Raw genomic sequence first — 14003 nt, forward strand, 5'->3', positions numbered from 1 at the left:
CCGGCAGGACGTCCTCCGGCGCGTTGTGGGTACCCCCGTCCCATGGGTCGGCTCCGCCGCAGCGACCCCAGTGAACCGGGTCTGACCCGGCGCCGGCGTGGCCGTGGCTTCAGCTACCACCACCCCGACGGACGGCCGGTGACCGAGCCCGAGACGCTGGAGCGCGTCGCGCACCTCGCCATCCCGCCCGCGTGGCGGGACGTGTGGATCTGCCCCGACGCCCAAGGGCACATCCAGGCGACGGGCACCGACGACGCCGGCCGGCGGCAGTACCTGTACCACGAGGACTGGGTCACCAAGCGGGACGCGGAGAAGTTCGAGCGGGTACTCGCGCTCGGCGCCAGGATGCCCCGGGTCAGGGCGCGGGTCGCCGAGCTGGTCGCCGGCCGGGGCCTCGGCAGGGAGCGGGTGCTCGCGGCCGCGCTGCGGATGTTGGAACTCGGGATCTTCCGGGTGGGCGGGCACGAGTACGCGCAGGAGCACGGGAGCTACGGCCTCTCCACCCTGCTCAGGGAACACGTGGAGGTGCACAGGGGTCGGATCCACATCGCCTACACGGCCAAGGGCGGCATCGAGCGGCGCACCGTGCTGGACGACGCCGACCTCCTCGTGGTGGTGCGGGCCCTGCTCCGGCGCAGGGACCCCAACCCGGAGTTGCTGGGCTACTGGAACCAGGGGTGGCACAACGTCCGGGCCGAGGACATCAACGACTTCCTGCGCGAGCTGGCCGGCGACGGCTTCACCGCGAAGGACGTGCGCACGTGGAACGCCACGGTGCTGGCCGCGGTGGCCCTCGCCGTCGAGGAACGGCCGGAGAGCCGACGCGGGCGCAGGCGCGCGGTCGCGAACGCCCTGTCCGACGTCGCCGAGGAACTGGGCAACACGCCGGCCGTCTGCCGGAAGTCCTATGTGGACCCCCGGGTGCTGGAGGCGTACGAGCGGGGGCTGACCATCCGCCCCGCCGTGCTCCGGATCGGCTCGACCGAGCTGACCAGGCCCGAGGTGCGCGACAGCCTGGAGCGCGCCGTGCTCCGCCTGCTCAGGGGCCGGCGCTGACCAGGGGCACGCTCAGCGCGGCGGCTCCTGCCCGTAGCGCGTGATCTTCCCCGCGTCGGCCATCTGCTCCGGGGTGAGCAGGCGCGGCGAGCCTCCGGCCGAGAGCACGCGCAGCGCCACGTCGCACACCCACTCCAGGTAGCAGGCTCGCTCGTACGCCTGGGTGAGCGTCGCCCCCGTGGTGAGCGCCCCGTGGTTGGCGAGCAGGCACGCCGACGAGCCGCCCAGCGCGGCGAGCACCGACTCGGCCAGCTCCGGCGTGCCGTAGGTGGCGTACTCGGCCACCCGCACCCGGCCCCCGAACAACGCGAGGTAGTAGTGCACCGGGGGCACCTCGTCGACCAGACAGGACAGCGCCGTCGCCGCCGGGGAGTGCGTGTGCACCACGGCCGTCGCGTCGGTGCGCTCGTACAGGGCGAGGTGCAGCGGCAGCTCGCTGGTGGCGGCCAGCGGGGCGTCGACCGCCTCGCCGTCGAGGCGGTGCACCCCGACCAGCTCCGGCGTGAGCCGGTCGTAGTCGACGCCGCTGGGCGTGACCGCGACGAGGTCGTCGACGCGCACGCTCAGGTTTCCCGCGGTGCCCACCACCAGCCGGTCCCTGACCAGCCGTCGGCACGCCACCACGATCGCTTCCCGTTCGGTGAAGAGCTGCACTCCCCCTCTTTACCTCTTCGAGGGGGAAATCGCCCACTGGAACCGGTGGTCTCGTGCTGCGCGGCGAGCCCGGTCGCCCGACGACCGCGACCGGCGCGCCTCAGGGGCCGAGGACCTCGGTCACCGAGGCCGGGCCGGTCAGGGCGGTGTCCGGCGAGAGCAGGCCGTCCTCCTCGACCAGCTCCGGCCGCACCTCGTGCGGCTGGATCCGGCCGTCCCGGATCTCCTCCGCCCAGTGGCAGGCCACCCGGTGGCCGCCCGCCACCTCCCGCAGCGCCGGCCGCTCGGTGTCGCACCGCTCCGGCTGGCGCCACGGGCACCGCGTGTGGAAGCGGCAGCCGGAGGGCGGCGCCGCCGGCGACGGCAGGTCGCCGGTGAGCAGGATGCGCTCCCGCCGGTCCTCCAGCAGCGGGTCGGGCACGGGCACGGCCGACAGCAGCGCCCGGGTGTAGGGGTGCAGCGGCTGGGCGTACAGCTCGTTCGACCCCGCCTCCTCCACGATCCCGCCCAGGTACATCACGCCCACGCGGTCCGAGATGTGCCGGACCACGGCGAGGTCGTGCGCGATGACCAGGTAGGTCAGCCCGAGCTCCCGCTGGAGGTCGGCCAACAGGTTGATCACCTGCGCCTGCACCGACACGTCGAGCGCGGACACCGGCTCGTCGGCGACGACCAGGTCCGGCTCCACGGTGAGCGCCCTGGCGATGCCGATGCGCTGCCGCTGGCCGCCGGAGAACTCGTGCGGGTACTTCCGCAACGCGGTCGTCGGCAGGCCCACCGAGGTCAGCAGCTCGCGCAGCCGGCGGCCCGTGGTCTCCCTGCCCTGGTCGAGCCCGTGCGCCCGCAGCCCCTCGACCAGGATGGACTCCACGGACTGCCGAGGGTCCAGGGAGGACAGCGGGTCCTGGAAGACCATCTGCATCCGACGGCGCATCCGGCGCAGCGACTCGCCGCGCAGCGTCGACAGGTCGACCCCGTCGAACACCACCCGGCCGCCCGTGGGCTCGACCAGCCGGAGCATGGCCCGGCCGAGCGTGGACTTCCCGCACCCGGACTCGCCCACCAGGCCGTAGGTCTCGCCCCGGCGGATGTCGAGGTCGACGCCGTCGACGGCGTAGACGTGGCCGACGGTGCGGTCCAGGACGATCCCGCGCCGGATCGGGAAGTGAACGGCCAGGCCGTCGACCGCGACGAGCACGTCGCTGTCCGAAGTGGACTTCTGTGTGGTGGAGTCGACGCCGGAGGTCACGCCGGCACCTCCTGATTCTCCTGGACCGGGTTGTGGCACCGCAGCAGCCGGCCGCCCTCTTCACCCATATGAGGCGTGATCTCCACACAGGCCTCCAACGCGCGAGGGCACCGGGGCGCGAACGCGCAGCCGTGGTCCCACGGGATGTTGTCGGCCACCGACCCCTGGATCGGCACGAGCCGCTCGCCGCGCGGCGCGTCAAGCCGGGGAATCGATGCCAGCAGCCCGTGCGTGTAGGGGTGCCGGGGGCGGCGGAACAACTCGTGACGCTCGGCCCGCTCCACCACGCGGCCCGCGTAGAGCACGTTCACCTCGTCGCACAGCCCGGCCACCACGCCCAGGTCGTGCGTGATCATGATGAGCGCGGTCCCCGTGTCCCTGACCAGCTCCGCGAGCAACGCCAGGATCTGGGCCTGGATGGTCACGTCCAGCGCGGTCGTCGGCTCGTCGGCGATGAGCAGGCGCGGGCGGCAGGCCAGCGCCATCGCGATCAGCGCCCGTTGCCGCATGCCGCCGGAGAGCTGGTGCGGGTACTCGTCCAACCGCCGCCGGGGATCGGGGATGCCGACCTTGTCCAGCAGGTCGGCCGCCTCCACCATCGCCTGCCGGCGCGGCATCCCCCGGTGCCGCTCCAGCACCTCGGTCACCTGGAGCCCGATGGAGACCACCGGGTTGAGGGAGGACAACGGGTCCTGGAACACCATGCCGAGATCGCGCCCCCTGCGGTCCCGCATCTGCCGGGGCGACAACGACAACAGCTCCGTGCCCTCGAAACGCACCGAGCCCATGACGGTGGCCCCCCGCCTCGGCAGCAGGCCCATGATCGCCAGCGAGGTGACCGACTTGCCGCAGCCGGACTCCCCCACCAGCCCGACCGTCTGGCCGGGCTCCACCGCGAAGCTCACGCCGTCGACCGCGGTGAAGGGCGCCTCGCCCCTGCGCCGGAAGACGACGGTCAGATCGGAAACCTCGAGCAGCGCCATGTCTTCTCCCAGGGCGCCGGTCAGCGCCGGTTCTTCGGGTCGAGGGCGTCGCGCATCGACTCCCCGACGAGGGTGAAACCCAGCGCGACGACGATGATGCAGCCGGCCGGCCAGAACGCCAGGCTCGGGTGGCTGTCGATCACGTTCTGGGCGCCGCCGAGCATCTGGCCCCACTCCGGGATCGAGTCGTCCGGGTTGCCGAGGCCGAGGAACGACAACGCGGCCGCGTCGATGATCGCCACCGCCAGCACGAGGGTGGCCTGCACGATCACGGGCCCCAGCGAGTTGGGCAGCATGTGCCGGAACACGATCGCCCTGGGGCGCACGCCCAACGCTCGGGCGGCGAGGACGTGGTCGCTGCCCCGCTGCGCGAGCATCGAGCCGCGCAACAGCCTCGCGAAGATCGGGATCTGCACGGTCGCCACCGCCAGGATCACGGTGAACTGCGAGGGCCGGGGGAACAGCGCGCCGATGGAGAAGGCCAGCAGCAGGCTCGGGATGGACAGCATGACGTCCACGACCCGCATCACCAGCGAGTCGACCCAGCCGCCGAGCGCGCCGGCCAGCGTGCCCAGCACGAGCCCGCCGGCCAACCCGATCACCGTGGCGAACACGCCGACCATGAGCGTCTGCTGCGAGCCGACCAGCAGGCGGGACAACAGGTCCCTGCCCACCTGGTCGCCGCCGAGCGGGAACCCCTCCTGCGCCGGCGGGATCTCGTTGCGCGCCCGCGACACCTGGCCCTCCAGCAGCCGCGCCGAGGGGTCGTGCGCGGCCAGCCACGGCGACAGCAACGCCACCACGACGAACAGCACGATGATCGCGGCGCCCACCAGGAACACCGGGTTGCGGCGCAGCCGTCGCCACGCCGAGGCGGCGAGGCTGACGCCGGCGTCGCCCTTCCCCGAGGACGCGGCGAGCGCGTCGAGCCGCTCCTTGCGCCCGCCCAGCAGCGGGGGACGGGCCCCGGAACGTGACACCGAACCAGTCACGACGTCCCCCTCACCGCGTCCGCACGCGCGGGTCGATCACCGCGTAGGACAGGTCGACGACCAGGTTGACCAGGACGTACACCATCGCCGCCATGACGATCAGCAGTTGCAGCACCGGGTAGTCCCTGCGCTCGAAGCCGAGCGCGAGCGCCTCGCCGAGCCCGGGAAAGGCGAACACCTTCTCCGTGAGCACCGCGCCGGCCAACAGCGCGCCCGTCTGGAGGCCGATGGTGGTGACCACCGGGAGCATCGCGTTGCGCAGCACGTGCCGACGTCGGATGACGTCGGTCGTCAGGCCCTTCGACTCGGCGGTGCGGACGTAGTCCTCGTCGAGCACGTCGAGCACGGCCGCCCTGGTGATCCGGAAGATCACCGCGAACGGGATCGTGGCCAGCGCCATCGCCGGGAGGACCAGGTGCGCCAGCGCGTCGAGGGCGGCGTCCCACTCCCTGGTGAGCAGGCCGTCGAGCACGAAGAACCCGGTCACCCGGGTGGCCTCCAGGCCGCCGGTCTGCCGCCCCGAGGCGGGCAGCCACCCGAGCTGCACCGCGAACAGGTACTTGAGCAGGAAGGCCAGGAAGAACACGGGCACGGCCACGCCGACCAGCGAGCCGACGACGCCGAGGTTGTCCAGCCAGCCTCCCCTCCTGCGGGCGGCCAGGTACCCGAGCGGGATGCCGAACAGCACCGCGAGCACGATCGCGAACGCGCTCAGCTCGACCGTGGCGGGAAAGCGCTGGAGGAAGATCTCGACCGCCGCGTCGCCCGGCTGGACGCCGGTGGACATGCCGAAGTCGCCGGACAGGGCGCGGCCGAGGAACTTCCCGTACTGCACGAAGATCGGTTGGTCCAGACCGAGCTGGGCGGTGAGCTCGCGTCGGCCCTCCTCGGTGCCCCGCTCCCCCAGGAGGGCCGAGACCGGCCCTCCCGGGAGCGCGCGCAGCCATCCGAAGATGAGCATCGACAGCACCAGCACCACGCCCAGGAGCTGGAGCAACCGTCGCAGGGTGTAGCGGAGCACCGCGTCTCCCCCCTCGCCGCGCCTCTCGTCAGCCCTTGCTGACCTGTGCGAACGACTCGCCGGTGGACGTCAGCGGGCTGGCGGTGAAGCCCTTGACGTCCTTGCGGAACACCACGGCCGGCGGCGAGTGCGAGAGCGGGACCGCGGGCAGGTACTCCTCGACGATCTTCCGGTTGAGGTCCTGGTACCTCTTCGTCCGCTTGCCGGCGTCCGGCTCCTCGTCGGCGCTCTTCAGCTCGCTCGCGAGCTGGGCGCCCCAGCTCGCCGACGCCGTGTGGAAGCGGTTGGTCGGGTCCCCGAAGAAGGTGCCGATGAAGTTGTCGGGGGTGTTCTGGTCGCCGGTCCACCCGAGCAGGAACAGGTCCGCCTTGGCCTGGTCAACGTCCTCCAGGTAGCCGCCGTTCCACGGCTTCGTGACCGGGTTGACCTTGATCCCGACCTTCTCCAGGTCCGCCTTGATCGCCCCGAAGATGTCCTTGGGGTTGGGCATGTACGGCCGGGTGACCTCGCTGGGCCAGTAGAAGTTGACCGAGAGCCCACTGGCCCCGGCCTCGGCCAGGAGCTGCTTGGCCTTCTCGGGGTCGTAGGGGATGGCCTTGAGGTCCTTGTTGTACCCGTCGACGGTGTCGGGGAAGAACTGGGACGCGACCTGCGCGCGGTCAGGGAGCTGCGTCTTCACGAGCTGCTCGCGGTTGACCGCGTGGGCGATGGCCTGGCGGACCTTCAGGTCGCGCAGCTTCTCGTTGTTCTTCTGGGTGAATCCCAGGTACATGATGTTGAAGGCCGGGCGCTTCAGGACCTGGAAGCCGTCCTTCTCCAACTGGGCCCAGTCGGCGGGCGCCGGGTAGTCGTAGCCGTCGATCGCGCCGGACTGGAGCTCCTGCTTGCGGGCCGTCTCGTCGGGAATGATCTTGTAGACGAGCTTGTCGAGCTTGCTCTTGCCGCCCCAGTAGTCGTCGAAGCGGACCAGCTCGACCGTGTTGTTCGCCTTGTCATACTTGCTGAACCGGAAGGCGCCGGTCCCCGTGGGGTGTTGCAGCGCGTACTCGGGGAAGCTGAAGCTGTCGCCCTGCGCCTGCACGTTGTTCGCGTTGTACTTCTCCAACGCCGTCGGGCTCTGCATGGCGAACGGCTTCAGGCCGAGCACGCCGGGGAACTTGGAGGTCGAGCGGGTCAGCTCGATGACGGCCGTGTGCGGCTCCTTCGCGGTGCAGGACCGGAACAGCGAGGGCTTGGCGCCGTCGGCGAAGCCGCCGAAGTTGTCCACCCAGTACTGCGAGACCGCCGAACTCTGCCCCGCGCCGGTCTGACCGGCCATCCGCTGGAAGTTCCGGCACACGGCGTCCGCGTTGAACTCGGTGCCGTCGTGGAACTTCACGCCCTTGCGGAGCTGGAACGTCCAGGTCCTGCCGTCCGGGGTCTGCTCCCACCTCTCCGCCAGCGCGGGCGTGACCTCGGCGGTCCCCGGCTTGAACCCGGTCAGCCCCTCGAACATCTGGTGGGCGATCCGGAAGGTCGGACCGTCGGTCGCGTAGAAGGGGTCGAACAACTTGGGCGCGCCCTCGGAGCCGAAGGTGAGGGTGCCGCCGACCTTCCCGCCGCCCGACGACCCGTCGTTGTTCCCCCGCTGCGACTGCGCGCAGGCGGCCATGCTGAGCGCGACCGCGCCGGCGACGCCGACCGCCGCCAGCCTCCGCAGCCCCCCTACGGCCGTTCGGGTGTTGACCATGCCCGCACCTCGCGTGTCGTGTTCCTCACATGTGGTCGACGACACTAGCCCGAGGGGCGGGCGACGCGCGTGCCTCTCCAGGTCACGATCCCGCTACGTCATCACCCGATTTGGTTACAAGGTCACTTCATTCCGTGACAACCAGTTGCCGGTCGGCGCGGTGTTTCGCGCCGTCGGCCGCGAACCAGCCGCGCTCGAAGCGCTGCCACGCGACGAGGTGGGGACGGGAGGACTCACCGTCCCGGCGCACCGCGCGCTCCAGGCGCGCGGCCGGGTCCGGGTGCTCGACCCAGACGGAGTAGGACAACAGCGGGGCGACCTCCGCCCTGGCGGAGGAGACCCCCTCCACCACCAGGACGTCCGGGACCTCGACGTCGACGAACGGCCCAGGGAACGGCTCGCCGTCCCGCCACACCACACGCCGGTACCGGCCCCGCTCGCCCCGGCCCAACGGCGTCAGCACGCCCTCGACCAACCGCGGCCACCAGTCGACCGGGTCGTCCCAGGTCGCGAAGAAGTCGGTGCGGACGAGTCCGACCACCACTCCCCGGGTGGCCAGCTCCCGCACCAGGGCGTCGGCCAGCCGGGACTTGCCCGAGCCCGACGGCCCGTCGACCGCCACCAGGCGCACCGCGCCGAGGCGGGCGGGAGCGGCCAGCACGGCGTCGGCGACGTCCCGGACCGGGCGCCGCTCCTCGGCGGCCCCGGGTCCGGGACGTCCCCGTCCGGTCATACGGCGCGTCGGCCGGACAACGCGCGCCCCAGGGTCAACTCGTCGGCGAACTCCAGGTCGCCGCCCATCGGCAGGCCGGAGGCCAGCCGGGTCACGCTCAGCCCGGGGAAGTCCCGCAGCATCCGCACCAGGTAGGTCGCGGTGGCCTCGCCCTCGGTGTTCGGGTCGGTGGCCAGGATGACCTCCCGGACGTCCTCCGAGCCGATCCTGGCGAGCAGCTCACGGATGCGAAGCTGGTCGGGGCCGACGCCGGACAACGGGTCCAGCGCCCCGCCGAGCACGTGGTAGCGCCCCTTGAACTCCCGGGTGCGCTCGACGGCCAGCACGTCCTTCGGCTCCTCGACGACGCACACCACGGTCGGGTCGCGTCGGGCGTCCCGACAGATCCGGCACCGCTCCTCCTCGGAGACGTTGCCGCAGACGTCGCAGAAGCGGACGCCCTCCTTGACCCGTTGCAGCACCTCCTGGAGGCGGGTGACGTCGGCCGGCTCCGCCGCCAGCAGGTGGAACGCGATCCGCTGGGCGCTCTTCGGCCCGATCCCCGGCAGCCGGCCCAGCTCGTCGATCAGGTCCTGGACAGGTCCCTCGTACACCCCGTCCGCCGTCCCGTCAGAAGCCCGGCAGGCCGAGACCGCCGAGGTCGCCCATGCCACCACCGAGGCCGCCGGCCAGCGGGCCCATCTTCCTGGCCGCCAGCTCCTGGGCGCTGTGGTTGGCGTCCCGGACCGCGGCCACCACCAGGTCGGCCAGGGTCTCGGTGTCCTCGGGGTCGACCGCCTTGGGGTCGATGGTCAGGGACTTCAGCTCACCGGTGCCGGACACGACCGCCGTCACCAGACCGCCGCCGGCGCTGCCGCGCACCTCGGCCTCGGCCAGCTCCTGCTGCGCGGCCATGAGCTGCTGCTGCATCTTCTGCGCCTGCTGCACGATCTGCTGCATGTTCGGCTGCCCACCAGGTCGCACCGCGGCTCCTCTCGTCATCGACACGCCCTGGCTCGGATGCCGTTCGTGGGCGCACTGACCAGCGTAGTCGCGCCCGGGCCACCCCGTCGGCGGCCTCCGCCCCGGAGCCGGCGCGGCCAGCGCGGGTCGTCTCGGACGCGCGCCCGCAGCGGCGCCACCAGGACGAACGTCGGTCCTGACCAAGGACGCCCGACGGTGTTTCCGGCCGCACGCCGAGAACACCCGGGCTCGCCTCCGTGAGGCTTCCGTGCTCGAACGGCTGGAGCGCTGCCTGGTGACGGCGGTGTGGTGAAGGAGGAGTGAGGCGCGGACAGCCCCTGGGACCGCCGAACCACTGCCATGGTCCACCCGAGGAGCACCCCACGGCATCGCTCGAACGGGTATGCGAGGGTGTGATCATGGGGCTCGGCATCGAACACCTGGTGGAGCTGCGGACCTGGCGCGCGTTCGACGTCGACGAGCACGGGCGGGTGCTCGCCGGATGGGACGAGACGGGCTCGACGCAGCTCGTCGAGCTGTCCCCCGAGGGACGGGCGACCCCGCTGACCGCGCTGCCGGGGGCCTGCGTCGGCCGTTATCTCCCCGGCGAGCGCGCCGTGGTCGTCCAGCACGACGACGGCGGCAACGAGCGCGGCCAGCTCTCCCTGCTCCGGCTCGACGGGGCCACGCCCCTGCCGGCGGGCCTGGAGGACCTGGAGCCGCTGGTCCACGACCCGAGGTTCGTGCACCGGCTGCTCGACGTGCTGCCCGGCCGCGTCGCCTACGCGACCAACCGGCGCAACGGCACCGACTTCGACGTGGTGATCCGGAACCTCTTCAGCGGCGAGGAGGAGGCGGTCTACGACCGCGGGGGCTACGTCGGCGAGGTCGCGATCGCGCCCGACAGCCACTACGTCGCCGTCACGGTGCCCGGCCGGCCCGCGCTGTCCGACCAGCTCGTCCTCGTCAACACCATCCCGGAGACCGAGGACGACCACGTCCTGCCGGTGACGGACGCGGACGAGGACGCCCGCCACGACCACCTCTTCTGGCTCCCCGGCGACCGCGGCCTGGTCGTCACCACGGACCGGGGCCGCGACCTGCTCGGCATCGCCCGCTACGAGCTGGCCGACGACGCGTGGACCTGGCTGGTGACCTCCGACCGGCACGAGCTGACCGGGTGGCTCTCCCCCGACGGTCGCCTCCTGCTGGTGGAGGCCAACGATGACGGCGTGGCCCGGCTGTCGGTGCACGACGCGGCCACCGGCGCGAAGCGGCACGACGTCGCCCTCCCCGGCGACGGCTGGGTCAGCTACCCCCTGCCGGAGCCGATCTGGTCGCCGGACTCGCGCCACGTCGCGCTCACCTACTCCTCGCCGGTGACGCCCGGCGACGTCCTGCTGCTCGACGCGCACACGGGCCAGGCCAGGGCGCTGACCTCCTCGGCGGCCCAACTCGGGGGCGAGACCCTGGTCGAGCCCACCGCGCACCGCGTCCCGACGCCCGACGGCGAGGCCGTGCCCTGCGCCGTCTACTCGCCCGCGTCCGGCGCCGGCGACCCGCTCGCCGGGTCGGCGGTCGTGCTCGTCCACGGCGGCCCCGCGGCTCAGTCGGTGCGGGTCTTCAACCCGATCATCCAGGGGCTGGTCGCCCGCGGCCACACCGTGGTCGTCCCGAACGTCCGGGGTTCGGTGGGCTACGGGAAGCGCTGGTACTCCGCGGACGACGTCCGGAAGCGCCTGACCTCCGTCGCGGACCTCGCGGCGGTCCACGACTGGCTGCCCGAGGTGGGGGTCGACCCCGCGCGCGCCGCGCTGTGGGGCGGGTCGTACGGCGGTTACATGGTGCTCGCCGGCCTGGCGTTCCAGCCGGAGCGCTGGGCGGCCGGCGTGGACATCGTCGGCATCTCCTCGCTGGTCACGTTCCTGAGGAACACCGCCGACTACCGCAGGGCGCACCGGGAGCGCGAGTACGGCTCCCTCGAACACGACCACGACTTCCTCGTGGAGGTCTCGCCCATCACGCACATCGACCGGATGCGCGCGCCGCTGTTCGTCATCCACGGGGCGAACGACCCCAGGGTGCCGTTGTCGGAGGCGGAGCAGATCTCCGCGGCGCTGCGCGACAAGGGCGTGGAGTGCGAGCTGCTCGTCTACCCGGACGAGGGCCACGGGCTCGCCAAGCGCGCCAACCGCCTCGACGCCTACCCGCGGGCTTTCGACTTCCTCGCCCGCCACCTCGCGGCGCGGCCCTGACGCCCCTGGGTGGCTCGGCGTCGACGTCGGGCCACCCGGACCGCGCCGGAGGTGTCAGCGCCCTTCGATCCGGTGCGCGCCGAGGTGCTGTTGGAGCAGCGCGATGGCCGCCTCCTCCGGATCGTGGCGTTCCGCGGTGGGGTCGTTGGCCAGCCGGTCCGCCTCGGCGAGCATCGCCTCCTCGTCCATCGGCGGCTCCGGTTCCGGCTCCGGCGGGAGCGGAACGTCGTCAGCCGGCGGCTCCGGTGGCGGGGGGATGTCGTCCTCGGGCGCGGACGGGCGGGGCGGCTCAGGGCGGCGCTCGGGTTGCGGCGCGGCCGCGGAGCGACGTTGCGGGGCGGGCCGGGGCTGGGCGGGGCGCGCCGGAGCCGCGGATCGCCCGCCGTTGCCGCCGGTCGCGCCGGCGGCCGGGTCGCCGTGGACGCACCGCACGTCCCAGGTGCCGTTGAGGACGTCGCGCAGCGCGGCGCGCAGCACCTCCAGCCGCCGTTCCTGGGCGAGCTGGCGCGCGAGGCCGGCGGTGGGCATGGCGAGGACGAGCGTGTTGCCCTCGATCGACTGAACGGTGGCGTTGAGCAGCAACGCCTGGGTGGGGCGGTTCCGGCCCGCGACGACCTTGAGCACCTCGGGCCAGACCCTGCGCACCGCCGCGGCGTCCATCCCCCCGGCGGTCGCGCCGGCGGCCGGAGCGACGGGCTCGGGTGAGGGGGCGGGAGCCGGAGGGGCGGCGACGGGAGCGGGTGCCGACGGCGGCTCCGGCGTGGGGGCCGCCTGGCGCACCGGCTCCTGGCGCGCGGGCTCGGGCCGCGGCTCCTCCACCGGAACCGGGGCCGGGGCGGGCGCGGACACGGGCGCCGCGGGCGGCGGGCTCGCCGCGGCCGACCGGGCGGAGGGACGTTCGAAACGACGCGCCCCGGGCCGTTCCTCCACGGGCGCGGCGGGGGCGGGCGCGGCGGCCGGAGCAGCGCCATTAGCCGCGACGGCCCCAACGGCCACTCCGCCGCGCTCCAGCCGTTCGAGCCGCTGGAGCAGGGCGGCCTCGGAGTCCGAGGCCCCTGGCAGGAGCATGCGCGCGCACAGCAGTTCCAGCAGCAACCGCGGCGCGGTGGCCCCCCGCATCTCGGTGAGGCCGGTGTGCAGGATCTCGGCGAACCGGGACAGGGTCGCCGGCCCGATCCGCTCCGCCTGCGCGGTCATCCTGGCGAGCTGGTCGTCCGGCACCTCGACCAGACCGCGGGCCGCGGCGTCGGGCACCGCCCTGAGCAGGACGAGGTCCCGCATGCGGTCCAGCAGGTCGGAGGCGAACCTACGCGGGTCGTGGCCGGCGTCCACCAGGTTGTTCACCGTGCTGAACACGGTCGCGCCGTCGCCGGCGGCCAGGGCGTCGACCATGTCGTCGATCAACGCCACGTCGGTGACCCCGAGCAACGCGATCGCCCGGTCGTAGGTGACGCCCTCGGGGCCGGCCCCGGCCAGGAGCTGGTCCATCACCGACTGCGTGTCCCTGGCCGAACCACCGCCGGCCCTGATCACGAGCGGGAACACGGCCGGCTCGACGGCCACGCCCTCGGCGGCGCAGTTCCGCTCCAGCAACGCGCGCATCGCCGCCGGCGGGATCAGCCGGAACGGGTAGTGGTGCGTCCGGGACCGGATGGTCGGCAGCACCTTGTCCGGCTCGGTGGTGGCGAAGATGAAGATGAGGTGCTCCGGCGGCTCCTCCACGATCTTCAGCAGGGCGTTGAAGCCCTGCGTGGTGACCATGTGGGCCTCGTCGATGATGAACACCCGGTAGCGCGACTCGGCGGGCGCGTAGAAGGCCCGGTCGCGTAGCTCGCGGGCGTCGTCGACGCCGCCGTGGCTGGCCGCGTCCAGCTCGACCACGTCGACCGTGCCCGGCCCCTCCGGGGCCAGCGCGTGACAGGACGAGCACTCGCCGCAGGGGTCGGGGGTGGGCCCGCGCTCGCAGTTGAGCGAGCGGGCCAGGATGCGGGCGCTGGAGGTCTTGCCGCAGCCCCTGGGCCCGGAGAAGAGGTACGCGTGGTTGATCCGCCCGGCCGCGAGCGCGGTGCGCAGCGGCTCGGTGACGTGCTCCTGCCCGACCACCTCGGCGAAGGACGCCGGTCGGTACTTGCGGTAGAGGGCGAGCGCCACGGGACGACCCTACGCGGTGGGGACGACGACACGGACAAAAGGGGACCCCGCGCACCCGCCAGAGCCCGCTTATCCTTGCTGCCTTCCGGCCCTGGGGAGGTTCACGGGATGGACGCCGCGCGGGGTCCGTGGACCAGTGTAGCGGTCCCCGTCCGTGGCCCGCGCCACCCCCACCAGGGGATGGTGGGATGTTTTCTCCGAGGTGACTCTGCGCAACCCCCGGGCGCTCCGCCGACCC

At 72.9% G+C, this 14003-nt stretch carries 12 protein-coding genes and 1 other RNA gene; 2 read left to right on the forward strand and 11 right to left on the reverse strand.

Annotation, left to right across the window (positions count from 1 at the left end; genetic code table 11):
• Positions 1 to 42 precede the first annotated feature (42 nt).
• A complete protein-coding gene (locus tag LX15_RS08650) occupies positions 43 to 1056 on the forward strand; it encodes a DNA topoisomerase IB (protein ID WP_253668979.1) in 1014 nt (337 codons plus the stop codon).
• 12 nt (positions 1057 to 1068) lie between these two features.
• Here LX15_RS08650 and LX15_RS08655 read toward each other — a convergent pair whose 3' ends face one another.
• The 9 genes from LX15_RS08655 to LX15_RS08695 form a co-directional block, all read right to left on the reverse strand.
• Complete coding sequence (locus LX15_RS08655; protein WP_253668980.1) at positions 1069 to 1710, reverse strand: class II aldolase/adducin family protein; 642 nt, start codon at positions 1708 to 1710, stop codon at positions 1069 to 1071.
• 100 nt (positions 1711 to 1810) lie between these two features.
• Positions 1811 to 2908, reverse strand: coding sequence for an ABC transporter ATP-binding protein (locus LX15_RS08660; protein WP_372502524.1), 1098 nt, complete (start codon positions 2906 to 2908; stop codon positions 1811 to 1813).
• Between the two features lie 47 nt (positions 2909 to 2955).
• Positions 2956 to 3942, reverse strand: coding sequence for an ABC transporter ATP-binding protein (locus LX15_RS08665; protein ID WP_253668982.1), 987 nt, complete (start codon positions 3940 to 3942; stop codon positions 2956 to 2958).
• A 20-nt stretch (positions 3943 to 3962) separates the two neighbouring features.
• The gene (locus tag LX15_RS08670) at positions 3963 to 4892 is read right to left on the reverse strand and encodes an ABC transporter permease (protein WP_253669061.1); all 930 of its coding nucleotides are present in this window, start codon (positions 4890 to 4892) and stop codon (positions 3963 to 3965) included.
• Positions 4893 to 4944: 52 nt separating this feature from the next.
• A complete protein-coding gene (locus LX15_RS08675) occupies positions 4945 to 5955 on the reverse strand; it encodes an ABC transporter permease (protein ID WP_253668983.1) in 1011 nt (336 codons plus the stop codon).
• Positions 5956 to 5983: 28 nt separating this feature from the next.
• A complete protein-coding gene (locus LX15_RS08680; RefSeq protein ID WP_253668984.1) occupies positions 5984 to 7684 on the reverse strand; it encodes an ABC transporter substrate-binding protein in 1701 nt (566 codons plus the stop codon).
• A gap of 127 nt (positions 7685 to 7811) precedes the next feature.
• Complete coding sequence (locus LX15_RS08685) at positions 7812 to 8417, reverse strand: uridine kinase family protein (protein ID WP_253668985.1); 606 nt, start codon at positions 8415 to 8417, stop codon at positions 7812 to 7814.
• Positions 8414 to 9010, reverse strand: a complete 597-nt coding sequence (gene recR / locus LX15_RS08690) for a recombination mediator RecR (RefSeq protein ID WP_253668986.1) — start codon at positions 9008 to 9010, stop codon at positions 8414 to 8416. The genes LX15_RS08685 and recR overlap by 4 nt, the downstream gene beginning before the upstream one ends.
• A gap of 16 nt (positions 9011 to 9026) precedes the next feature.
• The gene (locus LX15_RS08695; RefSeq protein ID WP_372502506.1) at positions 9027 to 9398 is read right to left on the reverse strand and encodes a YbaB/EbfC family nucleoid-associated protein; all 372 of its coding nucleotides are present in this window, start codon (positions 9396 to 9398) and stop codon (positions 9027 to 9029) included.
• Between the two features lie 380 nt (positions 9399 to 9778).
• On the opposite strand from LX15_RS08695, the gene LX15_RS08700 reads away from it, so the two are divergent.
• A complete protein-coding gene (locus LX15_RS08700; RefSeq protein WP_253668987.1) occupies positions 9779 to 11614 on the forward strand; it encodes a S9 family peptidase in 1836 nt (611 codons plus the stop codon).
• Between the two features lie 54 nt (positions 11615 to 11668).
• Here the strand turns inward: LX15_RS08700 and LX15_RS08705 are convergent, their stop codons facing one another.
• Both LX15_RS08705 and ffs read right to left on the reverse strand, forming a co-directional pair.
• Complete coding sequence (locus LX15_RS08705; RefSeq protein ID WP_253668988.1) at positions 11669 to 13765, reverse strand: DNA polymerase III subunit gamma and tau; 2097 nt, start codon at positions 13763 to 13765, stop codon at positions 11669 to 11671.
• A gap of 36 nt (positions 13766 to 13801) precedes the next feature.
• Positions 13802 to 13896, reverse strand: an RNA gene (ffs, locus tag LX15_RS08710) — signal recognition particle sRNA small type.
• Between the last annotated feature and the right edge of the window lie 107 nt (positions 13897 to 14003).

This window comes from Streptoalloteichus tenebrarius (assembly GCF_024171885.1).
In the GTDB taxonomy this organism is placed as follows: domain Bacteria; phylum Actinomycetota; class Actinomycetes; order Mycobacteriales; family Pseudonocardiaceae; genus Streptoalloteichus; species Streptoalloteichus tenebrarius.

Bases quoted from the DNA above. Each gene is read 5' to 3' on its own strand.
- LX15_RS08685 (WP_253668985.1), bottom strand. From the start codon at position 8,417: ATGACCGGACGGGGACGTCCCGGACCCGGGGCCGCCGAGGAGCGGCGC.
- LX15_RS08665 (WP_253668982.1), bottom strand. From the start codon at position 3,942: ATGGCGCTGCTCGAGGTTTCCGATCTGACCGTCGTCTTCCGGCGCAGG.
- LX15_RS08680 (WP_253668984.1), bottom strand. From the start codon at position 7,684: ATGGTCAACACCCGAACGGCCGTAGGGGGGCTGCGGAGGCTGGCGGCG.
- LX15_RS08695 (WP_372502506.1), bottom strand. From the start codon at position 9,398: ATGACGAGAGGAGCCGCGGTGCGACCTGGTGGGCAGCCGAACATGCAG.
- LX15_RS08650 (WP_253668979.1), top strand. From the start codon at position 43: ATGGGTCGGCTCCGCCGCAGCGACCCCAGTGAACCGGGTCTGACCCGG.
- LX15_RS08700 (WP_253668987.1), top strand. From the start codon at position 9,779: ATGGGGCTCGGCATCGAACACCTGGTGGAGCTGCGGACCTGGCGCGCG.